Below are 20440 nucleotides of genomic sequence, written 5' to 3' on the forward strand. Positions count from 1 at the left end.
GATCTATCGTGTAGGCCATGACGACGTCCAGTTTTCGGCCGCTCTACGCGCGGTCAGACTCGGACGTGCGCGCAGAGAACGCCCAGGAGACGGCCATCCGGGAGACGCAGCCGGAAGTGCACGCGACGGGCGCTGGCCGGCTCGGTTGGCGCTGGTTCCTCGCGTCGGCCATCGCCGCGTGCGTCGCGGTCGTGGCGCACGCCTACTTCTTGGGATGGACGACCCCCTTCGGTCTGTTCGGCAACGGAATCGACACCATCGTCTATCGACACGGCGCGTACGTCGTTCAGCATGGCGAGCCGCTGTACGAGTTCGCATTGTTCGACATCGGCCTCCCGTTCACCTACCCGCCCTTCGCGGCGTTGGCCTTCGCCCCGCTCGCCCTCCTCTCGGTCACGAGCGCGGTGGCGGTGGTCCAGGCGATCAATCTGTTGCTGATCTACGTGGCCGTGGTCGCGAGCTGGCGCGCGCTCGGATATCGAAGCGCAACAATGTATCTCGTCAGTGTCGGATTGGCAGTGGCACTGACGTGGCTCGAGCCCGTCCGCATGACCATCTGGCTCGGCCAGATCAATATGCTTCTACTGGTTCTCGTTCTGCTCGATCTCACCCGCGGCGAGGGCAGTCGGCTCCGCGGTGTGGGGGTCGGCATCGCTGCAGGACTGAAACTGACGCCCGCGTTCTTCGTGCTTCATCTACTGGCACAGAGACAATGGCGAGCAGCCGTCACCGCGATCGCTGCGTTCACGGTGACCGTGATTGCCGGACTGATCGTCATTCCCGCCGATTCGTGGAGATTCTGGACGTCGACGATGATCGACTCGGAACGAATCGGCGCACTGGCCTCACCCGCCAACCAGTCGATCCATGGCGCGTTGGCTCGACTGTGGCCGGGCAACACACCTCCCTTCGCCGTGTGGCTGGTGCTCGCCCTCGTCGTCGCCGCCGTGGCGCTGTGGGTGGCGGCACGTGCACAGGCAGCCGGAAAAACGTTGCTGGCCCTGACGATATGTGGAATGGCGACGCCGATGGTCTCGCCTTTCGCGTGGGGCCATCACTGGGTGTGGTGCATTCCGCTGACCGTCCTCGCCCTCGACTACGCCAACCGACACCGAACCTGGTGGAGTTGGCTGGCCCCGATCGCCGTGACCACGCCGATGATTGCCTGGTACTTCACCGACTACCGCGGCATCAAGGCCATCGGAATCTTCATGTTCGAGGGCTCCCCCGCCTTCGAGTTCGCCGTCCAATTCACCTATCCCGCGGTGTTTCTGACGACCCTTGTCGTTGTTCTCGTCGGTCTGAGGACCAGGCCCACTGCGGGCCATGACAATGCTCGGCAATAGGCGCACACGCGTCCGCCCGATGTTGCTGCGTCCATGACCGATTCGTGGAAACTCCTCTGCGCGTTGGCAATTCTTGTTCTCCTCACGGCCTCGTGCGCCAGCGAGATCGGCAAGCCCAGGTCCATGGACAGCGATGAGGCGACGCACAATCTGCAACGCATAGCGTTCACAGTTCCGGATGGCTTCGAGTTCGCGCAGGGTGCGACACATTCGGAGTTCTCGGGTCAGCCCGCCTGGTCGGCTCGATTCGATGCACCGGAAGAACTCGGTGACGGACTCACGCTGTCGGCGGCCAACCCGTCTTATCCTCCGCTTCAGCCTTTCGCGTGCCAGACGGTGCCCCCGGGAAGCTGGGCGGGTGTGAACTTCACGTGTGAGTCGGAGATGATGACCACCTCTGCCGAGCCGAAGAGCACGACAGATCCGGTGACCGTCCTGCTCACCAGGGATGGGCAGCGATCATCTCTGTACATCTACTGCCAAGGACATTGACGCTACATCCGGCCGTGCCCGAGCCCCACCCAGATTTCCAAACCGACTCGTCTGTCGAAATCGCGAAGACAGCGCTACGATCTTCGATACAACGGACCGAGCGGTCTTGGACATGGAGGGACACAATGCCGTATTTCGGTTTGCTGGTCATGCTGCTGTGGGTGTTCTGTCTGATCGACGCGATCACCGCAGACGAGGGTGGAATCCGGTATTTGCCCAAGATAGTCTGGATTCTGCTCATCGTCTTCCTCCCGTTCGCTGGGTCGTTGGCCTGGCTCGTTGCGGGCCGGCCCGTCGGTGCCGGGATCTGGGGAGGTGCCGGCGGCTCCGGTTACGGTCGCGCGAGCAACTCCGCGTACCCCGAGTACGAGACGCGGCCGGGCCGTCAGGCCGCCCAGAATCCGGATGCGGACGCCGAATTCCTCCGGCAATGCCGCGAACGCGCAGAGGAACAGCGACGCATCGAACGCGAGCGTCGTAAGCGCGATCTCGGATTCTAAGACGCTGCTACTCGACGGGATCGTGGGAATGCGCTCGATCGTTCTGATTCTCACCACCCTCGGCTTCGTGGTGGGGCTGCTTCCCATGGGCGCTCACCTCGTCGAGCTGGCGTTGGCCCCTGACATCGCATCACCCGAGATCTATTACGGCACGTACACGCCGCTGTCCGGAGTCACGATGAATTCGGGCTACGTGAATGCGCTGGACCTGTCCTTCGAGGTGCGTTCACGCACTTGGTTGTGGCTGTGGCTCGCTCCGCTCGCGGGATCGGCGATAGGAGCGGTCCTCGCCGTTGTTCTGTACTGCAATGGTTTTCGTATCACACGCAGGCGCGACGCCGACTAGCGATCAGCGCTGTATCGCAGGCGATTCGATAACTCCCCATCTCGACGGTGGCAGCACGATGAATCTGGCCTTGCCGATCACATTCTCGATGGGGACCGTTCCGCCCAGTTCGTCACGGGAGTGTGCCCTCGAATCTGCTGAGCCGCTTCGATTGTCGCCCATCATCCACAGATTGCCGGACGGTACGGTCACCGGCCCGAAACAGCGACCGGACTGCGGAACTGTTGCGCAGTTGAGTGTGTCCGCGTCGTAGGGGAAGTCGAACGCGATGTAGGGCTCGTCGAGCGGCTGCCCGTCGACCTCGACTCTTCCTTGCACATCGCAACACTGGACGGTTTGCCCGCCTGTTGCGATCACCCGTTTCACCAGGTCGTTCTCGTCGGGCGCGACGAGTCCGACCCACGATCCCGCGTCCTGCAACGCCTTCACTCCTGCGTTGCTCGATCGGCTCGACGTGTATCCCCTGTTCCACGACTCCGTCGGAGCCTTGAACACCACCACATCACCCGGCTGCGGATCTCCGAATCGAAACGTCATCTTGTCCACCACGATTCGATCGCCGGTACAACCGGGACAGCCGTGCAGCGTGGGTTCCATGGACTGCGACGGGATGAGATAGACACGGCCGACAAAAGTTTGCAGCAGCACACTCAGTAACAATGCGACCACGACCAGAACCGCCAACTCTCGTAACCAGGACGGCACCCGACGACGGGTCGCATCGGAATTCGCAGCGGCAGTCATAGCAGCAGCCTAGGGCCACAAGTTTGCGTATCGTACTGAGCATGTTGTTTCTCGGCCTCGTGATCGCCGCCATCAGCGCGGCCATGATGACTGTCGCTACGCTGCAGCTGTCACAGGTGAACGAGGGCCACTATCTGCCGATGACCATCGGCAAATTCGCAGTTCGTTCACCGTGGAAAGTGACGGCCCTCCGACTGGGTGCGCAGGCCATCGCGGCCGTGGGTGCATGGATAGTGGCTGTAGCGGTCCACAACCTGACGACTGCTCCTGCTGCCCTCGTTCTTCCAGCGGCGGCCCTGATTCTTCCGATCGCCATACCGGTACTGGTGATCACCGCCCAACACAACCGGCGCCTGACGACGTCGGGTATCTGACGCCGATTCCCCTACCCACCATGTTGGTTCGGTTCATACTGGGCCGGTGAAACTTGTTGGAGTGAGCGCGGTCGCTGTGGTGTTGCTCGCCTGCGCCTGCTCCCCCGCCGAGGTGGACGAGCCGAAGTCGCCAGTCGCATCGGTCAGCCCGACGCAATTCGCCTCTCCGCCACCGCCCATCACCGACGATGTGCCGACCGCAGCCCAGTTGACGGCTCTGTTCGCAGCGAGCGTGGACTACTCGATTCGCGAAGAAGATCGAGCTCGATTGTTCGACGGGCCGGCCGAGAACAACGTGCGGCTCGCACACGCCTGGGGCGCTCAGCCGGATCCGCAACACATCGAATTCACAACCGTCGCTTCGACCGGTCCCGATTCGGTGGAGGCCATGGGTGTCGGAACTTTCCGAAGCATGGACAGTTATCCCGTCGGACCGATGTCATTCGTGCGATACGACAATCAGTGGAGAGTCCCGCGTGATATCGCCTGTCTCTTGGTGGGCGCGTTCGACGGCCCTGACGCCTGTCGGTGAGCGTGTCCTCGGCGCGTTCACCGGTTCGGACTGAACCGCTCCAGCCGGAGTCAGTTGACCTCGGGCGCAAGGTAGTACGCGAACACGTAACTGATTGCAGTCAACGCAATTGTCACCATCAGCTGTATCGGCGGCTCCGCGCTGTCCGAAGCGACCATCCCCGAGGCAGCGCTGGCCCATGCAGAGAGCCCGGCAACGAACAGTGTCACCACTGCCGCAGTGCACAGGGCAAATCGGTGTCGCCATTGTGTGCGACCGCTCGGTGGCCACGGCACCGCAGTCTTCAGTGCGTACTTGCCGCCGACCACCGCCGCGAATCCCACCATCAGTCCACCGATTGCACCGAGTACGGCTGGGAGAGTCAGATCCAACCACTTGCCATCGATGACCGGTGCGATGAGTACCGCAGACGTGACTGCCCCACTCCCGGCGGCCACGCTCAGCTCTCTGCCGACCCAGTCCATGGGACTCACCCAAACACATGGCCTCACCACCCTCGAATCGGGAGGCAACGGGTGCCCACGCCGAACTGCTCCGGCCGAGTCACGAAACGAGAGTGAACCCCGCCGCAAACGCGCACGCATTTGTCGAATGACCCTCTCTGGCGGTCGAAATTGGCGACGAATCCGCGCGCACCTGACGAATGCGCTCGCGTTTGCGCCGCCACGCCGACCCGACGCCGACCCCCACGGGCATCGATCTAAGACCGCATCCGTCCGTCTATTCGCCGGATGGCCTTCCATCCCGCAGGAGTAGCGACGGTGCAGATGATCGCGCCGAACATGATTCCCTGACTCAGGGCCGACCAGTGGCCGGGGCTGTTTCCGAACACCGGCCACTTGTAGATGATCGCGAGTACAGCGAGGAAGACAACAGCGCGCACAACTCGAACCCTACCTAAACCAACTCTCCGGTATCCTGGCTGAACGAGACAAATCAGACCCATACGAGGAGCCTGAGATGCAGAAGCCATTTCGTGAGTGGGTCATGACCGGCGCGTTGAGCAAGAAGTGCGGCGCAACTCGCGCCGATTACATCAACGCCCTGGCACTCACTCCTGCAGTCGGCGTCGGCTTCCTTCTCATGCAGCTACTGGTGAACTCGGGATCCACCGCCCTCGATATTGCAGCAGGATGCCTCGGCGGCACCATCACCGGCTTTCTGTATCTCTATCTGGCGTATCGGGTCGATTCGCGCAAGAAGCAGGTCCCTGCTCCCGCACCGATACTGGGAGCACGTCCGACACGACTGTGAGTCACCGACTCCTGCGCGTGAGGCCACAATCCGGCGGCCCGCCTCCTGGACATCGCCCGCACTAGACTCCACTTCGTGAATTCAGACGACGAATCACCCGGCGACACGATTGCTCAGACGTTGCGTGACGACATTCTGTCGGGTCGACGCGTCGGCGGTGAGCGGCTGATCGAGGAGTCGATTGCCAAGGCGTTCGGCGTGTCTCGCGTGCCGGTCCGCGAGGCGCTGGCTCAGCTGCAGGCCGAGGGTTTCGTCACCATCGTTCGCTATCGGGGTGCGACGGTGTCCACCACCCTGCACAAGGAGAACAAGGAACTTCTCGAGGTTCGTCATGGTCTCGAGGTCTTGGCTGCTCAGTTGGCAGCCAGGAACAGGGGCGGTTCCGTGGCCGCCGAACTGGCGTCGGTGGTGGAGCGGGCGCGCCACGGAGCACGATCGGACACTCCCGGCTCCACCGACGGGCCGTCGTTCCACGATCTCGTTGCGACCGCGGCAGGTAACGACCAGCTGCGCGAGATGCTGGCGGGTGTCAATCGCCGGGTCGCGTGGGGTCTCGGCGACGACCCGGGCGCGTCCGTTCACGATCACGCTGCTCTGGCGGCAGCCATTCTGAACGGCTCCCCTGTACAGGCAGGGTTTCTGATGGATGAGCACCTGCGGCGCGACGAGGATGCGTCCGCTGCAACCCCGGGGCCGTCATAGCGCCCGTCTTTGTATACAATTACGAGCGATATATGGAGTCCTTAACACGTTCGTAGCGGAAGATAACGGTGACGACACATGGTTTGTATACAAATTAGGCAGTCGTTTCAGAGTGTCACCGGAGGCGACTCACCGGAAAACACCCGTTGCCGGTGCCTGCCAGCCCGCTGGAGCACACCATGTCTGCCTCTACCTCGGAATCCGTCCATCCGACCGACCCTCATCCGACCACTTCCCAGCCGACCGACACACAGCCGCCTGCCCCTGCGTCAGGGCTGACCAATGCGCTCGATCGCATCGGTTTCACTCGAGTCCAAGGTGCGGTGATCCTGCTGCTGATGGCCGGACTGTTCTTCGACAGCCTCGAGCAGAACTCGACCGGAGCGATGGGCCCGCTCATCAAGGAATCACTCGGAATCGGCAATGCACAATTGACCCTCATCAACACCGCCACCGTGATCGGCGGACTGGTCGGTCGCCTCATCGGTGGATACATCGCAGACCGCTGGGGTCGCCGAATGGCGTTGAGCCTCAACCTACTCGTGTACACGCTCGGCGGTCTCATCAGCGCTGCCGCGGTGAGCTACGAGATGTTGCTCGCGAGCCGCTTTATCGTCGGTATCGGCCTCGGTGGCGAATTCACCGTCGGCTTGGCCATTCTCGCCGAACTCGTCGCAACCAGGCACCGCGGTTCACTGCTGGCCACACTCAACATCTCGTCCGGCGGCATCGGCAATATCGCGTCGTTCGGCTTCTTCATGCTCGTACTCGGCCCTCTCGGTGGAGCTCTCGGCGGCGACGACACGTCGTGGCGCTGGACCTACGTCATCCTGGCGGTGCCTGCGGTACTCGTGGTGTTCTTCCGGCGGTATCTCCCGGAGTCGCCACGATTCCTCATGTCCAAGGGCCGAATCGACGACGCGAACCGCAGCCTCACCCGACTCGCCAGCGGATCGATCTCCGGCCTCCGAAACCCGGGCCCGACAAAGCAATTCGTCACCGCAGCGGATGTCCTTCCCGCCACCGGCAAGACGTCGTACGCAGAGGTGTTCAAAGGACAGAATCTTCGCCGCACTGCCGCCATCGGCGCTGCCTCGTGGATGTCGTTCGGTGCTCAGGTCACGTTGCTGTTCCTCATGCCCATTCTGTTGGTCTCCCGTGGCTACTCCCTCACCGATTCACTCCTGTTCACGATGATCATGAACATCGGCAGTCTCTTCGGTGCCTGTGCTGCATGCTATTTGGCCGGCCGGGTACGTCGCCGACCAACCGTGATGACCGCCGCCGTGCTCGGATGCATCTCTGCCATCGCTTTCGCCACGCTGGCCCACAACGTTGCGACCATCCTCGTCCTCGGCGCTGTCTTCCAGTTCTTCACGATGATGCTCAACACCATGCTCTCGGTGTGGACGCCGGAGCTGTTCCCCACCTCGATTCGCGGCATGGGCACCTCGGTCGTCAACGGAATCGGCAATGTCGCCGGCGCGGTGATGCCGTTCGCGGCACTGTTCTTCTTCGACATCGCCGGTGTGGCCGGAGTGTTCCTGATGATCGCCGGCATGTACGCCCTGCTCGTCGTCGCGGCGAAGTTCGGCCCCGAGACCTTCGGACGCTCGCTCGAGGCGGTGACCGAAAAAGAACTCGTCGCAGCGTAATCCAGAGCCTCATACGAAAGAAAGAGACACATCATGACCGATTCACTGTCCATCTCCGCCACCGCACACGGCCTGAACTACCTTCCCGAGTACTACGCCGACCACGCCGGACTCTTCGCCGACAACGGCCTCGAGGTCCACGCCAAAGCCTGCGACCCCTGGACCGGCGTGCTCGACGACCTTGCCAGCGGCGCAGCCGATATCGCCCTCGGCGGGTTGTGGGTGCCCGGAATGTACTGGGGCACATCGCGTCAGCTCACCGTGTTCGCACAGTTGAACCACCAGTTCCCCAAAGCTCTGGTCATGCGCGAGAAGCTTCAGGGCCCGTTCGACTGGTCGGCGCTCACCGGAAAGACCGTGCTCGCCCCCGGTATCGGCGGAAGCGCTCCGTACGCAATCACCGCAGGCATGATGCGGGAGAGCGGCGTGGACTCCTCACGAACCACATTCCTCCGCGATCTGTCGACTCCGATGTTCGTGGAGTTGTTCGAGGACGGGCTCGGCGACGCGATCATTCTGGACATCACCACTGCGCAGATCATGTCGGATCGAGGGACCGGCCACATCGTCGTCGAATACGCCGAGGTGGGTGGGCTAGGCCCGAACAGTGTGTATTACTGCCGCACAGACCGTTTCGAGGAACTCGAAGAGCGTCTGGTGAAGTTCGTATCCGGCCTGGACGCAGCCATGGCGACCGTCAAGGCGACACCCGTCAGTGAACTGCAGCCCCTCCTGGTCGAGCATTGGCCGAACATCGCACTGCCGACCCTGTCTGCTGCGTGCACCAAGATCCAACAGTCCAGGACGTGGGACACCTTGCGTATCGATGCCGACGCCAGCGATCGTTGGATGCGAATCCTCCAGGAGGAGGGCATGGTTCACACCGCACCTCCGTTCGCAGATCTGGTCACCTCCCGCGTCGTCGATGCAGCAGAACTGACGACGGTCGGCTGACCATGGCCCTGGTACTGCGTCACTCGGAGATCAGCGCCCTGCTCGACCGAACGACGATGTTCGCGGCGGTCGAGCGCGCGTTGGCCGACCTGTCCGCAGGCATCGCTCAGAATCCGGCACCGTCGTCGATGGACGCTGCCGAGGACGGTCGAGTCATTCCGATGGTGGCGCAGTCCGGCACCTCCGAACTCGCGGTGGTGAAGGTGTTGTCGGACCTACCGGGGAACCGTTCCCGCGCTCTGCCTCGGCAGCGTTCGACCATGCTGGTGACGTCCACCCGGACCGGAGAATGTGTCGCGGTACTGGACGGCCGTGCAATCACTGCGATTCGCACGGCCGCTGCCAGTGCGGTGGCCACCCAGCACCTCGCTCGGACGGACAGTTCGATACTGGGAATCGTCGGCGCGGGAAACCTCGCCGTCGAACATGTCCGCGCCATCCACAGCGTCCGAGGCATCGATGGTGTCTTCGTCTGGTCGCGATCAGCCGATACCGTCGAACGTTTTCGAGACGCTCTGAGCGACCTGGACCTGAAGATCGAGCACGCGGTGTCCGTGGAACAGCTTGCGCGCCAATCGAACATCGTGTGCACGCTCACCCCGTCGGTCGATCCCGTGCTGTTCGGAGACTGGCTGGTGGACGGCACCCATCTGAACGTCGTCGGTGCAGCGCCGCGCCCCGACGAGCGTGAGGTCGACGGAACGGCGATCGCGCGTTCACGGGTGGTGGTCGACAGCACCGCAACGGCGCTGTCCAAGTCGGGTGACGCCCTACTGGCGATCGCCGACGGTGCCGCGCAGGAATCCGACTTCCACACCGAGTTGGGCGACGTGATCACCGGACGCAAGGTCGGGCGCACGGCCGACTCCGACATCACGCTGTTCGACTCCACGGGTATCGGGCTCGAGGATCTCGCGGTCGCAGAACTGGTCATCGAACGCGCTCTCTCGACCGGAATCGGCGCTCGCGTCGATCTGTCGTCCTGACAGGGGTCAGCGTCGTTTCGACGAGTACATGCGTTCGTCCGCGATGTGCAGTAACTTCTCCGGGCTGACGGGCTTGTCCCAGCTCCATCCGACGCTGACCGATGCGGGTACCGGAACACCGTCGATGAGGTACGGGCCGGCCAGTAGCACCCGCACTCGTGCGGCGAGGCGTTCGACGCTGTCGGCCGATCGGGAGCTACGCAGCAGAGCGACGAATTCGTCGCCTCCGGTGCGGCAGGCGATGTCTCCGGCGCGGAGGTTGGCGCGGATGCGGGCTCCGATGGCGGCGAGCAGTCGGTCGCCTACTGCGTGGCCGTATCGATCGTTGACGGATTTGAAGGAGTCGACGTCGACGAACAGGATTCCGACGGGGGTTTCGTCGCCGGCTTCTTTGAGGGCCTGAAGTTCTGCCATCAACCGTCGGCGATTGGCCAGACCGGTCAGGTCGTCGATCAACAGTTGGCGCTCGAGTGCCGCCTCGGCTCCCTTCCGGGCGGTGATGTCCTGGATCTGAGCGATGATGATGTCGTCCCCGTCGTTGTCTCGTACCACGGTGGCGTTCCGCTGGACCCAGATCGTGGCTCCGTCCTTGCGGATGTATCGCTTTTCCGATGCCACGCTGGCGAGGGTCCCGTCGGCTAATCCGGCGAGGTGTTCGTCTGCCATCGCGATGTCGTCGGGATGTGTCAGGTCTCGAAAGGTCTTCTGCAGCAGTTCTTCCGAGGTGTACCCGAGGAGATCGCACAGTGCTTTGTTCACTTGCAGCCAGCGGCCGTCGATCGTCAGTAGCGCTTTACCGATGGGCGCGTACTCCATGGCGATCTGGAAGAGGCGGACGGCACGGTCGCGTTCGCGTTCTGCCTCGGCACGGGCGCTGACGTCGACGACCATTGCCGTGAATCCGACGACGCCGCCGTCGACGATATCGGGGACGTAGGTGGCCTGGGTGACGCGTACGACGCCGTTGACGTCGATGAGTGTGCGGTCGAACTGTTGCTGCTCGCCGGCGAGCGCTCCCGAGATGTAGGGCTTGTTCAGTTCGTACAGTCCCTCACCGAGGAGCTCGCTGATGTGCATACCGACCAGGCGCGCCGGCTCGATGCCGAAGTAGTCGGCATAGACCTTGTTGGCGAAGACGTTGCGCTCCGAGCTGTCCCAGTAGCCGATCATCGACGGCAGCTGGTCGATGGCGCGTGCCAGTTGCCCCACTGGATACGTGCGCTGATCGGCCATTGACCACCCCTGGATATTCGTTGAGCCGACAACCGACAACGCTACAGAAAATAGCCCCTTCGTGGGGCGTTCGTCGGTGCATCTTCAATAAAACATATGAGTGCGCAAGTGCGCACGCATATGTACAGTGAACGCATGCTTCGGCACAATCACACTTTCCGACGCCTGTTCACCGCACAGGTGGTCGCACTCGTGGGCACCGGGTTGTTGACGGTGGCGCTCGGGCTCCTGGCCTACGACATCGCCGGCAGCGCCGCCGGAGCCGTCCTCGGCACCGCATTGGCGATCAAGATGATCTCGTATGTGGTTGTTGCGCCGGCTGTTTCGTCACTGACCGACACAGTGCCGCGCAAGCTCGTCCTCGTCGCCGCGGACCTCGTCCGAGCGCTCACCGCGCTGGCGCTCCCCTTCGTCGATCAGGTGTGGCAGGTCTACGTCCTGATATTCGTGCTGCAGGCGGCATCGGCCACGTTCACACCCACCTTTCAGGCCGTCATCCCGTCCGTCGTGCCGGACGCACAGCAGTACACCCGCGCGCTCACGCTCTCCCGCCTGGCCTACGACCTCGAGTCCCTGGTGAGCCCGCTGATCGCCGCCGCACTGCTGACGGTCGTCACCTTCCACACCCTGTTCGTCGGGACGGCGGTGGGGTTCGTCGCCTCCGCAGCGATGGTGGTCGGCACAGCCCTTCCCAGATACGTTGCACCACAACACAAGAAACCACTCGACGGCATAGCGACGTTCGTCCGGCAGCGGGAACTCCAGGGTCTGCTGGCACTGAACATCGTGGTCGCCGCAGCCACGGCACTCGTACTCGTCAATACCGTTGTGTACGTGCGTGATCTGTTCGGCGGTTCGAGCACCCAATTGGCCGTCGCCCTCGGCTGTTTCGGTGCGGGGTCGATGGCGGCGGCGCTGCTCGTTCCGAGAGCCCTCGAGCGGATCTCCGACCATCGCCTCATGCTCGCCGGTGCCGCCGTCGCGGTCGTCGGCACCGCAGCCGCAGCCTTCGTCGCCACCCTCGGCGGCGGGCCGACCGCGTGGACCGCTCTGGCGATCACGTGGTCGATCCTGGGTATCGGCACCTCGCTGATCAACACGCCGTCGGCGAGGATCTTGCGCCGAGAGTCGGACGAACACAGCCGAACCTCGATCTTCGCTGCTCAGTTCTCCCTGTCCCATGCGGCGTTTCTGCTCACGTATCCGTTGGCCGGTTGGGTCGGGGCGCAATTCGGACTGCTCGCCGCGGCGACGGTGCTCACGGCCTTGGCTACACTTGCGGCACTGTCCGCAGCACGCCTGTGGAGTCGCTCCCGAACCCCGGTCGCCGCCTCCGCATGAGGAGACGCCGTCCACGAAGGAGACACCTCGATGCCACCGAAGAAGGAACAGCGCATCAGTCTCCATCACGAGGCACAACCCGACTCCGCGCGACTGGCGACGGCAACCGACACGTTCCGGATGCTGTCCGATCCCACTCGGCTGCACATACTCTGGCTACTCGATCGCGGCCCCGCCGACGTCAGCGAGCTCACCGCGGCCACCGGCACGTCCCGCACTGCCGTCAGCCAACATCTGGCCAAGCTCCGGTTTACCGGTCTCGTCGAGACTCGCCGAGACGGGCGGAACGTCATCTACAACCTCGCCGACGGGCACCTCGCTCGACTGGTGCGTGAGGGCCTCAATTTTGCCGACCACAAGGTCACCGGTGAACCCCCGCACGAGTGACCTCCGAACCCCAACGCGCCCACAGCAGCCCGTCGAACATGAGACCATGCAGCATGAGTGACGGTGGCGCACGCCCGAAGGCCGATGGCCGCAAGCGGCGGTGGGAACAGCACAACACCGATCGTCGACGCCACATCATCGAGGCCGCGATGACGGTACTGGCCCGTGACATCGCTCCCGGGGAGCGGCTGACCACTGCACAGATCTCGGCCGAGGCGGGCGTTCATCGCACCGGCCTCTACCGGTATTTCAACGATCGCACCGATCTCGACACCGCGATTCAGCGTGCCATCTGTAAGCAGTTGAGCGCTGCGCTGGTCGCCTCGTTCGCGTTGACCGGCACTCCACGCGATGTGGTGCATCGGGTGGTGAGTACCTATGTCCGCTGGGTCGCCGAGCATCCCGCGTGGACGCGGTTCGTCGAGCAGGACGTCAGTGCCGAGTCGCCCAGTCCGCTCGAGGAGACCAATGCCCTGCTCGCCGAGCAGCTGGAGGTCAGCGTCGCGGCGTTCCTCGCGTTGGTGAATGCGGATCTGTCGCCGGAGGATTGGTCGCTGGTGCGCCCGTGGGTCGCGGGCCTGGTCTCCGGCTGCATGGGCGCAGTGCGCAGCTGGAGCGCGCAAACCGAATCACGTACCGGCCTGGATCATTTCGCGACGTTCCTGGCCGACACCATCTGGCTGCAGGTCAAAGGACTTGGGGCATCCCGCGGAATCGCGATACCCCAAGTCCCTCTCGAATCTGTCACCGGCCCCCAGACAGCTCAGCCGAACGAGGGCTCACTGCGGTAGCGCGACGGTCGTCCGTCGATTCCGAGGGCGCGCCACACGCGCTTGGAGACGCGGTTCATCAGTCCCAGTTCGCCGGTGAGCATGCGGACGTCACCGAAGGTGTCGCGCAATGCCTTTCGTGACGATTCACTGTTCCACCACACGGCGTCCACTACCTCGTCGGGTATGTCGAGTTCGCGTCGCATCTGCTTGCTCGGCTTCATGATGACGTCGCACAGCAACCGCATGATGACGGGCGTGAGAATCGAGATCGACGCCTTCTCGATGGGACCGAGGCGAGGTGCCTTGTACCGCAGGTACTGATGCGCGAAGCCGATGTGGCGGGCTTCCTCGGCGATGTGGATCTGCATGACGCGCTGGACCAACGGGTGGCCGACTGAGCCTCCGCGCAGAACGCCCTTCTGCATGTGGTCGATCGGCTCTTCGCCCGCGAGGACGCCGACGAAGAATCCGAACGGTGCCGAGCGGCTGGCGAACACCGTGAGCATCGGTACGATCTTGCGGAACCATCCGGGTCCACCCGGCACGTCGATGCCGATGCGGTTCACCAGCTCCTGGAACATCTGGGTGTGGTGGCACTCTTCGGTGGCCTCGTGCGTCGAGTACCGGAATTCCGGTGAATCGTTGGGCAGCGTCAGGGCGTACTGCATGAGGCCGCTGATGAGGATCTGCTCGAACTGCAGGCCCACCTTGACCATGCTGGCCTGGCGATACATGCCGATGTGGATCTGCCGATCCAGGGGAAGCGACTTGTACCAATCGGTGTGACCGAGAGGATCCTCGTCCGGGAGTACCCACCGGGGATCGTTGGGAATGATCGCGTATTCGGGCTCGTCCCAGGGAATGTCGAGGAAGGCGTCGAAGTGCTGATGCACCGATGCCGTCGACAAGGAGTGCAAGGTGTCTCGGTAGTGCGTTCGTGCGTCGTCGACTGCAGTCATGGTGGTCCTTCCGCCTGCGTCCCGAACAATCTTTACGCTACAGAGCGTCACATATAAATCCCGTTAGTGCAACGGACCGTCGCAGATACTTACCGAAATGTTGCCGAAGACGACGAAAGCCGGCCGACGCGTCGTCGACCGGCTCTCGCCACGAACCCTCACCTCACCAGTGCGGCAGCACCATCAACAGGAAGCCGAGACCGATCAGAACGCCGACCGCTCCGGTGCCGATGGCGAGCGCGGTATCGCTGCGTTCGGCGCGCGCCCCGGAGAGATCCGGGCTTCGATCCGCCCACAGCGCAGACACGGTGGCGATCAGACCGGCTGCGATGCCGAGGCCGGCGGCCCAGAACGACACGATCGACAGAGCGCCGAACATCACGGCGATCTCGGTCACCTGCGTTCGAGTCCGAATATGTCGATTCCACCACCGCGGCGGCACGTCATCCATGTCGTGAGCGTCGAAATCGGGGGATGTCACTGTCACTGTTCTCTCCTTCCTCAGGCTCGCTGAGCTGGGGTTTGGTGCACGAAAGTATGCCTCTCCATTTTGGCACCCGACGCCCGAGAGTGCTAATCCCAAATTAGTTGCATACGCGCTATAACGGCGTAGGCTGACAACGAACACGACGAGGAGGATCCATGCACATAGATCTCGACGGACGTACTGCCCTGGTGTCCGGCTCCACGCAGGGAATTGGCTCGGCGATCGCTACGGCGCTTGCACAGTCGGGTGCCCGCGTGGTGATCAACGGGCGTTCGCAGGCCACCGTGGACAAAGCCGAGCAGCAGATACTCGACACCGTTCCCGGCGCGCGTGTCATCGGCGTCGCCGCCGACCTCGCCACCGCCGAGGGCGTCGAGCAACTCACCGCGCGCGTCCCCGCGGTCGACATCCTCGTCAACAACCTCGGCATCTTCGGATCCAAGCCCGCCCTCGAGATCGACGACGACGAATGGCGTCGCTACTTCGAGGTCAACGTGCTCTCGGCCGTCCGCCTGATCCGCACCTACCTGCCCGGGATGATGGAATTCGGCTGGGGTCGAGTGCAGAACATCTGTAGCGACTCCGCCGTGGTCATTCCCGAGGAGATGATCCACTACGGCATGACCAAGACCGCGTTGCTGGCCGTGAGTCGCGGATTCGCCAAAGCTGCTGCCGGGACCGGAGTTACGGTCAATTCCGTCATCGTCGGCCCCACCCATACCGGCGGCGTAGAGGATTTCGTGGCCGAGCTCGTCGGCGACGACCTCCCGTGGGATGAGGCTCAGGCGACGTTCATGAAGAACCATCGCCCGAACTCGTTGATAGGCAGACTGATCGAGCCCGAGGAAGTCGGCAACATGATCGTCTACTTGAGCTCGGATCAGGCGTCGGCCACCACCGGCGGCGCTCTGCGGGTCGACGGCGGTTACGTCGATTCCATCCTGCCCTGACCGGGCACTGTCAGCGCCTGCGGCGCAGCATCTTTCGGCGGTACATGTCGGCGTCTGCAACCTGGGTCAGCGCCTCGAGTACGTCGGGTCCGGGGGAACCGACGGCGATGCCGTACGTGACAGTGACGACATGCCCGTCGACGAGTTCCCTCGCGAGAGCGTCGATCTGCACCGTGTCGAGGCCGGCGACGAGAACGATGAACTCGTCGCCGCCTAGCCGGGCGATCACACTTCCGGCCGGTGTTTTCTCGGTCAGTGTGTCGGCGAGTCCGATGAGAATGCGGTCGCCCGCAGCGTGGCCGTCCCTGTCGTTGACGGCTTTGAAGTGGTCGACATCGAACACGATCGCGGCGATGTTCTCCGATCGACGAGCCGCTCGGGCAGCAAGATTCGTCGCCGCGTCGACGGCACCGGCGCGGTTGAACACCCCGGTGAGCGGGTCACGAAGCGCGCCGGCGATCAGGGCGGCACCGAGAGCGCCGAACACCTCGGCGGCAGCGAGAATGCACACGACGTAGAGCGCGCCCCACAGCATCGGTGCCGGGGCAGGCGCGAGCAGCAGTGCCGTGGCCGACAGCAGAGCCAACGCCACACACAGGACCCGTGCCACGACGACGGGATACGTCGCGCGCAGGTAGAGCGCCAGAAACATCGCGGGAATCAACGCCCACACCTGGGCAGCGAGATTCTCATGGGTCAGCATCGTCAGCGCTGGAGCCAATGCCGCACAGGCAATGGCGATCCCCTGCCGCACTGGGCCTGGTCGGCGAGACAGTATCGCGATGAATCCCACCGCAGCGACCACTGCGGCCCACATCTCACCCACAGCTCCGGCACCGTTCGTGTCAGCCCAGGATGCGAAAAACGCGGCTGAATAGAGCACCAGCTGTACAGCGAGAAGGGACGACAGCACGCGGCGACGCGAGTCGATCACCACCGACCCCGCGCTCGCCGGCTGCCTGTTTCGCCGTGGGGACACAGCTCATCATCGCCGCCTACCCGCTGGCGTTACCGGACCGCCCCGTACTTTTCCTGCACCAGCAACACGATCAGCCCGAAAAGCGGGCACGCTGTGGCGGCATTCACCGCCGCCGATGACCTCGTTCGATGCGAAAGTCGTCGCAGGCAACGGAACGGCGGGGTCGTGGTCGAGACAGGTGCCGTGCGCCCTGGCAGGGTATTGGCCATGCCCTCGTTCCCGCACGTTCCGCATCCGAGTTCGGTGCACGGTACGACGGGTCTACGGACGCGGCTGTTGATGTACTTTCTGCTGGCCACAACCGGTCTCTATGCAGTGGGGGTGATCTTGACGTTGCTGCCTCACGGCGACCGGGTGACGTCCGATGTCACCGGTGGTGTCGTGGCTGTCGGTCTGGGAGCGGCCGGCGTCGTGCTGCTGTGGGTTCGACCCGGTACCGCGGTGGCGCTTCGGCTTGCCCTGGCCGCGGCGATGGTGGCGACACCCGCGGTGATGGCGTTCCATCGGCTCGCGGCGGCACAGAGCCAGTGTCTGATCGCGGCGATGTTTCTGGCGATGTACATCCGTGCGTTCCATCGGGACGGACCCGGCAGAGCGCTGGTCGGCGTGCTCGTGGTGAGTGTGCTGTCTGCGGTGTGGGTTTCTCCTGCTCCGATGTATCCGATTTCGTACCTGATCTTCGGCGTCGCGGTGATTGCCGCAGGCGAGGCGTTCGGTGTGGTGACCAAGGCTCTCATCGTGGCGTCGTGCACCGATCCTCTGACCGGAGTGTTCAACCGGGCGGGATGGGAGATGGCCGCGGCGGAGGTGGCAGGCAACAGGACTACGGAGCTCCCGGTCGCGGTGGTGATCGTCGACGTGGACAATTTCAAGGCCGTCAACGATTCGGGCGGACATCGTGCTGGTGACGAACTGCTGATCGATCTGGCGCAGTCCTGGACCCGCGCAGCTCCCTCCGACGCCGTGATCGCACGTCTGGGCGGTGACGAGTTCGCGGCGCTCCTGACAGGGCACAGCCGTGACGTGGTCGACGAGTTCGCCCGGATCACCGCCGAGTCGTTGCCCTACGCCAGCGTCGGAACAGCTCAGTCCACGGATCCGCAGGAGTCTGTCTCGGACATCCTCGCCCGCGCCGACGAAGATCTGTACGGCGTCAAACATGTTCGCCGAGAACGCCCTTGAGGAGTCGGTGTCATGGGGGAATCCCCACGCCGCCACACCAAATCCCTACCCGCATCGCTGCCGCGTCAGTTCCCGGCTACCTCGGTAGCCCGAGCCAGTCCGTCGACGAGGGTCGGCAGGAAGTACGGAATCGACAGTGCCGTCGGGCCTACTGCGGCCCCGGCTTCCTGGCCCACGAATCCTGCCACTGCTCCCCCGGCGACGGCCGGGATCTGCCGCGTCACCGGTGAACCCGTGAATTCGGCCAGTGCAGCGTCGGTGTCGACCTGAGTGAACACCACGTCGGCGTCGATTTTCGAGATGTTCTCCGCTGAGACGGTGGTCGAGAACGTCGAGTCGCCGCTCGCCAGGGCCGTCACCGACGGGTCCGAGGTGAAGCCCAGATTCTCGAGCAGCTCCACTCGCGGGTCGGACGGCAGCAGCAGGTAGTAGACATCTGCAGCCTCGGACACGTAAGCGATTGTGCGACGCTCGAACTCGGGGTGTTCCGAACCTGCGTCGGTGACCTGCTTGTCCAGATCGGCCACCAGGTCACGAGCCCGATCCGGCACGCCCAGCACGTCGCCCGTGGTGGTGATGACGTCGCGCCACGGCGTCGACCACAGCTCTTCCGGCGGTGCGATGACGGGAATTCCGGCATCGGTCACCGCGTCGTACTCGGCCTGGGTCAGACCCGAATGCGGGGCGAGCAGAACGTCGGGGTCGGCGGCGAGCACCTTCTCGACCGTCAATGCGTTGGTCACGTTGTCCAGCAACGTCGGAGCGGGGCCACCGCTGGCGTCGATGGCGTCGGAGATCCACGGATAGATCAGGTCGTCGCCGCCGCCGTATTCGGCCGACGGCATGGCCACCGGCACCACACCCAGTGCGAGCACGGCGTCGGTGGTGCCGAAGCCCCACGTGGCAATCCGCTCGGGCACGGCGTCGAGTGTGGTCTCGCCGTACATGTGCTGCACGGTCAACGGAAACGAGTCGGTGGACGACGCGGCGGGGGCGGAAGCGTCGTCGGCATCGGACGAGCTGCAGCTCACCAAAGCGAGCGAGGTGAGCACCGCGGCAGCGATGCTGGTCAGTACACGATGAGTCATGAAAAGTCCTGTATGTCGGGGTGGTGACTAGAGGTTAGCCTTAGCTTGCTTTAACCGCGAATCGGGCTCCCAGGAACCTCCCAGCCGGAGCCCAGGGTTCTCCCCGGATCTCCGCAGAGTATTGGCACTACCGAAACATCCAGTGCCACATCGAAGGAGACACAACGCGATGCCTCGCATTCCCGAACCCACGAACACCCCCGACGGACCCGCGTACGAAGGTCGACTGCTCGACCGTCCCGACGAGGAGGTGGTCGATCAGGGTGCCGCGTTCGACATCACCACCCTGTTGACCCGTCGCCGCGTTCTGAGCATCGTCGGAGCCGGTGCCGGAGCACTCGCCCTCGCGGCGTGCTCGAGCACGTCGAACGCCGGAAGTACCACCACCACAGCTGCATCCACGACGGCGACCACCGCCGCGGCCACGAGCGAGATTCCGCAGGAGACCAACGGCCCGTATCCCGCCGACGGCACCAACGGCGTCAACGTTCTCGAAGAATCGGGAATCGTTCGCCGCGACGTGACGTCGAGCCTCGACGGCGGCACCACGGTCAGCGGTGTCCCACTGTCGTTCACGTTCACCCTCACCGACATGGCGAACGACAACCACCCCTTCGAGGGGGCAGCGGTCTACCTGTGGCAGTGCGACGCGAACGGCAAGTACTCGATGTACTCCGAGGGTGCCGAGGACGAGACGTACCTACGCGGTGTGCAGACGGCCGATGCCAGCGGGAGCGCCACCTTCGACACCATCGTGCCCGGCTGCTACTCCGGCCGCTGGACGCACATGCACTTCGAGGTCTACCCCGACGCAGCGTCGGCAACCAACGCCGAGAACGCAATTGCCACGTCGCAGGTCGCCTTTCCGCAGGAGATCCTGAACGACATCTACCAGCTCGACACCTATCCGGGCTCCGCGAGCAACCTCGCCCAGCTCGGCAGTCTCGACAACGACAACGTGTTCGGCGACGGCTACGACCTGGAGATGGGCACCTTCGCCGGCGACCCCACGAGCGGCTATGTCGGCTCGCTGGCAGTCGCGATCGACACCACCACCGAACCCGCCATGAGCGCAGCGCCTTCCGGCGGCGGTGCGGGCGGCGGGGGCGGACAACCGCCGATGGGCGGCACACCCCCGGCCGGCGGACCTGCCGGCACCGCTCCCACCAACTGACC

General features: G+C 63.9%; 25 protein-coding genes. 17 read left to right on the forward strand and 8 right to left on the reverse strand.

Going from position 1 to position 20440, the window contains the following annotated elements; all coding sequences use genetic code 11:
- The first annotated feature begins 17 nt into the window (after positions 1–17).
- From JLZ96_RS10040 to JLZ96_RS10055, 4 genes are all read left to right on the forward strand, one after another.
- Positions 18–1346, forward strand: a complete 1329-nt coding sequence (locus JLZ96_RS10040) for a glycosyltransferase 87 family protein (protein WP_201009971.1) — start codon at positions 18–20, stop codon at positions 1344–1346.
- A gap of 33 nt (positions 1347–1379) precedes the next feature.
- Positions 1380–1838 carry a hypothetical protein gene (locus tag JLZ96_RS10045; RefSeq protein ID WP_094651004.1) on the forward strand — a complete coding sequence of 153 codons (459 nt, stop codon included), beginning with the start codon at positions 1380–1382 and terminating at the stop codon, positions 1836–1838.
- Between the two features lie 125 nt (positions 1839–1963).
- Positions 1964–2338, forward strand: a complete 375-nt coding sequence (locus tag JLZ96_RS10050) for a PLD nuclease N-terminal domain-containing protein (RefSeq protein WP_027495537.1) — start codon at positions 1964–1966, stop codon at positions 2336–2338.
- A 28-nt stretch (positions 2339–2366) separates the two neighbouring features.
- A complete protein-coding gene (locus JLZ96_RS10055; RefSeq protein WP_201009972.1) occupies positions 2367–2684 on the forward strand; it encodes a hypothetical protein in 318 nt (105 codons plus the stop codon).
- Between the two features lie 3 nt (positions 2685–2687).
- Here the strand turns inward: JLZ96_RS10055 and lepB are convergent, their stop codons facing one another.
- Positions 2688–3428, reverse strand: a complete 741-nt coding sequence (gene lepB / locus JLZ96_RS10060) for a signal peptidase I (protein ID WP_201009973.1) — start codon at positions 3426–3428, stop codon at positions 2688–2690.
- A 41-nt stretch (positions 3429–3469) separates the two neighbouring features.
- On the opposite strand from lepB, the gene JLZ96_RS10065 reads away from it, so the two are divergent.
- Positions 3470–3802, forward strand: a complete 333-nt coding sequence (locus JLZ96_RS10065) for a hypothetical protein (RefSeq protein WP_032366948.1) — start codon at positions 3470–3472, stop codon at positions 3800–3802.
- Between the two features lie 46 nt (positions 3803–3848).
- Positions 3849–4334, forward strand: a complete 486-nt coding sequence (locus JLZ96_RS10070) for a hypothetical protein (protein ID WP_094621454.1) — start codon at positions 3849–3851, stop codon at positions 4332–4334.
- 50 nt (positions 4335–4384) lie between these two features.
- On the opposite strand, the gene JLZ96_RS10075 is transcribed toward JLZ96_RS10070, so the two are convergent.
- Together JLZ96_RS10075 and JLZ96_RS10080 are read right to left on the reverse strand one after the other, a co-directional pair.
- The gene (locus tag JLZ96_RS10075) at positions 4385–4798 is read right to left on the reverse strand and encodes a hypothetical protein (protein WP_201009974.1); all 414 of its coding nucleotides are present in this window, start codon (positions 4796–4798) and stop codon (positions 4385–4387) included.
- A 236-nt stretch (positions 4799–5034) separates the two neighbouring features.
- A complete protein-coding gene (locus JLZ96_RS10080; protein ID WP_201009975.1) occupies positions 5035–5217 on the reverse strand; it encodes a hypothetical protein in 183 nt (60 codons plus the stop codon).
- 77 nt (positions 5218–5294) lie between these two features.
- Here JLZ96_RS10080 and JLZ96_RS10085 point away from each other — a divergent pair, with 77 nt between their 5' ends.
- The 5 genes from JLZ96_RS10085 (at position 5295) to JLZ96_RS10105 (ending at position 9885) form a co-directional block, all read left to right on the forward strand.
- The gene (locus tag JLZ96_RS10085; protein ID WP_201009976.1) at positions 5295–5588 is read left to right on the forward strand and encodes a hypothetical protein; all 294 of its coding nucleotides are present in this window, start codon (positions 5295–5297) and stop codon (positions 5586–5588) included.
- Positions 5589–5663: 75 nt separating this feature from the next.
- Entirely contained in the window at positions 5664–6290 is a 627-nt protein-coding gene (locus JLZ96_RS10090; RefSeq protein ID WP_057473518.1) for a GntR family transcriptional regulator, read from the forward strand.
- Between the two features lie 179 nt (positions 6291–6469).
- Positions 6470–7945 (forward strand): MFS transporter, encoded by a 1476-nt coding sequence (locus JLZ96_RS10095; protein WP_201009977.1) that lies wholly within the window; start codon positions 6470–6472, stop codon positions 7943–7945.
- Between the two features lie 33 nt (positions 7946–7978).
- Positions 7979–8899, forward strand: a complete 921-nt coding sequence (locus tag JLZ96_RS10100; protein ID WP_201009978.1) for an ABC transporter substrate-binding protein — start codon at positions 7979–7981, stop codon at positions 8897–8899.
- 2 nt (positions 8900–8901) lie between these two features.
- Positions 8902–9885, forward strand: a complete 984-nt coding sequence (locus JLZ96_RS10105; protein ID WP_201009979.1) for an ornithine cyclodeaminase family protein — start codon at positions 8902–8904, stop codon at positions 9883–9885.
- Between the two features lie 6 nt (positions 9886–9891).
- On the opposite strand, the gene JLZ96_RS10110 is transcribed toward JLZ96_RS10105, so the two are convergent.
- The gene (locus tag JLZ96_RS10110) at positions 9892–11118 is read right to left on the reverse strand and encodes a GGDEF domain-containing protein (protein ID WP_201009980.1); all 1227 of its coding nucleotides are present in this window, start codon (positions 11116–11118) and stop codon (positions 9892–9894) included.
- A gap of 135 nt (positions 11119–11253) precedes the next feature.
- Here JLZ96_RS10110 and JLZ96_RS10115 point away from each other — a divergent pair, with 135 nt between their 5' ends.
- Genes JLZ96_RS10115 through JLZ96_RS10125 form a run of 3 tightly spaced genes read left to right on the forward strand, consistent with a single transcriptional unit; the run spans position 11254 to position 13637 of the window.
- Positions 11254–12459, forward strand: a complete 1206-nt coding sequence (locus JLZ96_RS10115; protein ID WP_201009981.1) for an MFS transporter — start codon at positions 11254–11256, stop codon at positions 12457–12459.
- Positions 12460–12489: 30 nt separating this feature from the next.
- Complete coding sequence (locus JLZ96_RS10120; RefSeq protein WP_032366952.1) at positions 12490–12846, forward strand: metalloregulator ArsR/SmtB family transcription factor; 357 nt, start codon at positions 12490–12492, stop codon at positions 12844–12846.
- 53 nt (positions 12847–12899) lie between these two features.
- A complete protein-coding gene (locus JLZ96_RS10125; protein ID WP_052057102.1) occupies positions 12900–13637 on the forward strand; it encodes a TetR/AcrR family transcriptional regulator in 738 nt (245 codons plus the stop codon).
- On the opposite strand, the gene JLZ96_RS10130 is transcribed toward JLZ96_RS10125, so the two are convergent.
- Both JLZ96_RS10130 and JLZ96_RS10135 read right to left on the reverse strand, forming a co-directional pair.
- Positions 13610–14578 (reverse strand): diiron oxygenase, encoded by a 969-nt coding sequence (locus JLZ96_RS10130; protein WP_201009982.1) that lies wholly within the window; start codon positions 14576–14578, stop codon positions 13610–13612. The genes JLZ96_RS10125 and JLZ96_RS10130 overlap by 28 nt on opposite strands.
- Before the next feature lie 163 nt (positions 14579–14741).
- A complete protein-coding gene (locus JLZ96_RS10135; RefSeq protein WP_201009983.1) occupies positions 14742–15065 on the reverse strand; it encodes a hypothetical protein in 324 nt (107 codons plus the stop codon).
- A gap of 155 nt (positions 15066–15220) precedes the next feature.
- On the opposite strand from JLZ96_RS10135, the gene JLZ96_RS10140 reads away from it, so the two are divergent.
- Entirely contained in the window at positions 15221–16015 is a 795-nt protein-coding gene (locus JLZ96_RS10140; RefSeq protein WP_094714668.1) for an SDR family NAD(P)-dependent oxidoreductase, read from the forward strand.
- Positions 16016–16025: 10 nt separating this feature from the next.
- Here JLZ96_RS10140 and JLZ96_RS10145 read toward each other — a convergent pair whose 3' ends face one another.
- Entirely contained in the window at positions 16026–16832 is an 807-nt protein-coding gene (locus JLZ96_RS10145; RefSeq protein WP_236254087.1) for a GGDEF domain-containing protein, read from the reverse strand.
- 369 nt (positions 16833–17201) lie between these two features.
- Between JLZ96_RS10145 and JLZ96_RS10150 the strand changes: the two genes are divergently transcribed.
- On the forward strand, positions 17202–18176 hold the full coding sequence (locus JLZ96_RS10150) for a GGDEF domain-containing protein (protein ID WP_201009985.1): 975 nt from the start codon (positions 17202–17204) through the stop codon (positions 18174–18176).
- A 65-nt stretch (positions 18177–18241) separates the two neighbouring features.
- Here the strand turns inward: JLZ96_RS10150 and JLZ96_RS10155 are convergent, their stop codons facing one another.
- Entirely contained in the window at positions 18242–19264 is a 1023-nt protein-coding gene (locus tag JLZ96_RS10155; RefSeq protein WP_201009986.1) for an ABC transporter substrate-binding protein, read from the reverse strand.
- A 169-nt stretch (positions 19265–19433) separates the two neighbouring features.
- Between JLZ96_RS10155 and JLZ96_RS10160 the strand changes: the two genes are divergently transcribed.
- Positions 19434–20438, forward strand: a complete 1005-nt coding sequence (locus JLZ96_RS10160; protein WP_201009987.1) for a 3,4-dioxygenase subunit beta — start codon at positions 19434–19436, stop codon at positions 20436–20438.
- Positions 20439–20440: the final 2 nt, after the last annotated feature.

The sequence above is a fragment of the Rhodococcus sp. NKCM2511 genome (genome assembly GCF_014905595.1).
Lineage (GTDB): Bacteria > Actinomycetota > Actinomycetes > Mycobacteriales > Mycobacteriaceae > Rhodococcoides > Rhodococcoides fascians.

Excerpts from the sequence above, each read along its gene's own strand:
- JLZ96_RS10040 (WP_201009971.1), top strand. The coding sequence starts at position 18 with ATGACGACGTCCAGTTTTCGGCCGCTCTACGCGCGGTCAGACTCGGAC.
- JLZ96_RS10045 (WP_094651004.1), top strand. The coding sequence starts at position 1,380 with ATGACCGATTCGTGGAAACTCCTCTGCGCGTTGGCAATTCTTGTTCTC.
- JLZ96_RS10050 (WP_027495537.1), top strand. The coding sequence starts at position 1,964 with ATGCCGTATTTCGGTTTGCTGGTCATGCTGCTGTGGGTGTTCTGTCTG.
- JLZ96_RS10055 (WP_201009972.1), top strand. The coding sequence starts at position 2,367 with ATGCGCTCGATCGTTCTGATTCTCACCACCCTCGGCTTCGTGGTGGGG.
- lepB (WP_201009973.1), bottom strand. The coding sequence starts at position 3,428 with ATGACTGCCGCTGCGAATTCCGATGCGACCCGTCGTCGGGTGCCGTCC.
- JLZ96_RS10065 (WP_032366948.1), top strand. The coding sequence starts at position 3,470 with ATGTTGTTTCTCGGCCTCGTGATCGCCGCCATCAGCGCGGCCATGATG.
- JLZ96_RS10075 (WP_201009974.1), bottom strand. The coding sequence starts at position 4,798 with ATGGACTGGGTCGGCAGAGAGCTGAGCGTGGCCGCCGGGAGTGGGGCA.
- JLZ96_RS10085 (WP_201009976.1), top strand. The coding sequence starts at position 5,295 with ATGCAGAAGCCATTTCGTGAGTGGGTCATGACCGGCGCGTTGAGCAAG.
- JLZ96_RS10095 (WP_201009977.1), top strand. The coding sequence starts at position 6,470 with ATGTCTGCCTCTACCTCGGAATCCGTCCATCCGACCGACCCTCATCCG.
- JLZ96_RS10100 (WP_201009978.1), top strand. The coding sequence starts at position 7,979 with ATGACCGATTCACTGTCCATCTCCGCCACCGCACACGGCCTGAACTAC.
- JLZ96_RS10105 (WP_201009979.1), top strand. The coding sequence starts at position 8,902 with ATGGCCCTGGTACTGCGTCACTCGGAGATCAGCGCCCTGCTCGACCGA.
- JLZ96_RS10110 (WP_201009980.1), bottom strand. The coding sequence starts at position 11,118 with ATGGCCGATCAGCGCACGTATCCAGTGGGGCAACTGGCACGCGCCATC.
- JLZ96_RS10115 (WP_201009981.1), top strand. The coding sequence starts at position 11,254 with ATGCTTCGGCACAATCACACTTTCCGACGCCTGTTCACCGCACAGGTG.
- JLZ96_RS10120 (WP_032366952.1), top strand. The coding sequence starts at position 12,490 with ATGCCACCGAAGAAGGAACAGCGCATCAGTCTCCATCACGAGGCACAA.
- JLZ96_RS10125 (WP_052057102.1), top strand. The coding sequence starts at position 12,900 with ATGAGTGACGGTGGCGCACGCCCGAAGGCCGATGGCCGCAAGCGGCGG.
- JLZ96_RS10130 (WP_201009982.1), bottom strand. The coding sequence starts at position 14,578 with ATGACTGCAGTCGACGACGCACGAACGCACTACCGAGACACCTTGCAC.
- JLZ96_RS10140 (WP_094714668.1), top strand. The coding sequence starts at position 15,221 with ATGCACATAGATCTCGACGGACGTACTGCCCTGGTGTCCGGCTCCACG.
- JLZ96_RS10145 (WP_236254087.1), bottom strand. The coding sequence starts at position 16,832 with ATGTGGGCCGCAGTGGTCGCTGCGGTGGGATTCATCGCGATACTGTCT.
- JLZ96_RS10150 (WP_201009985.1), top strand. The coding sequence starts at position 17,202 with ATGCCCTCGTTCCCGCACGTTCCGCATCCGAGTTCGGTGCACGGTACG.
- JLZ96_RS10155 (WP_201009986.1), bottom strand. The coding sequence starts at position 19,264 with ATGACTCATCGTGTACTGACCAGCATCGCTGCCGCGGTGCTCACCTCG.
- JLZ96_RS10160 (WP_201009987.1), top strand. The coding sequence starts at position 19,434 with ATGCCTCGCATTCCCGAACCCACGAACACCCCCGACGGACCCGCGTAC.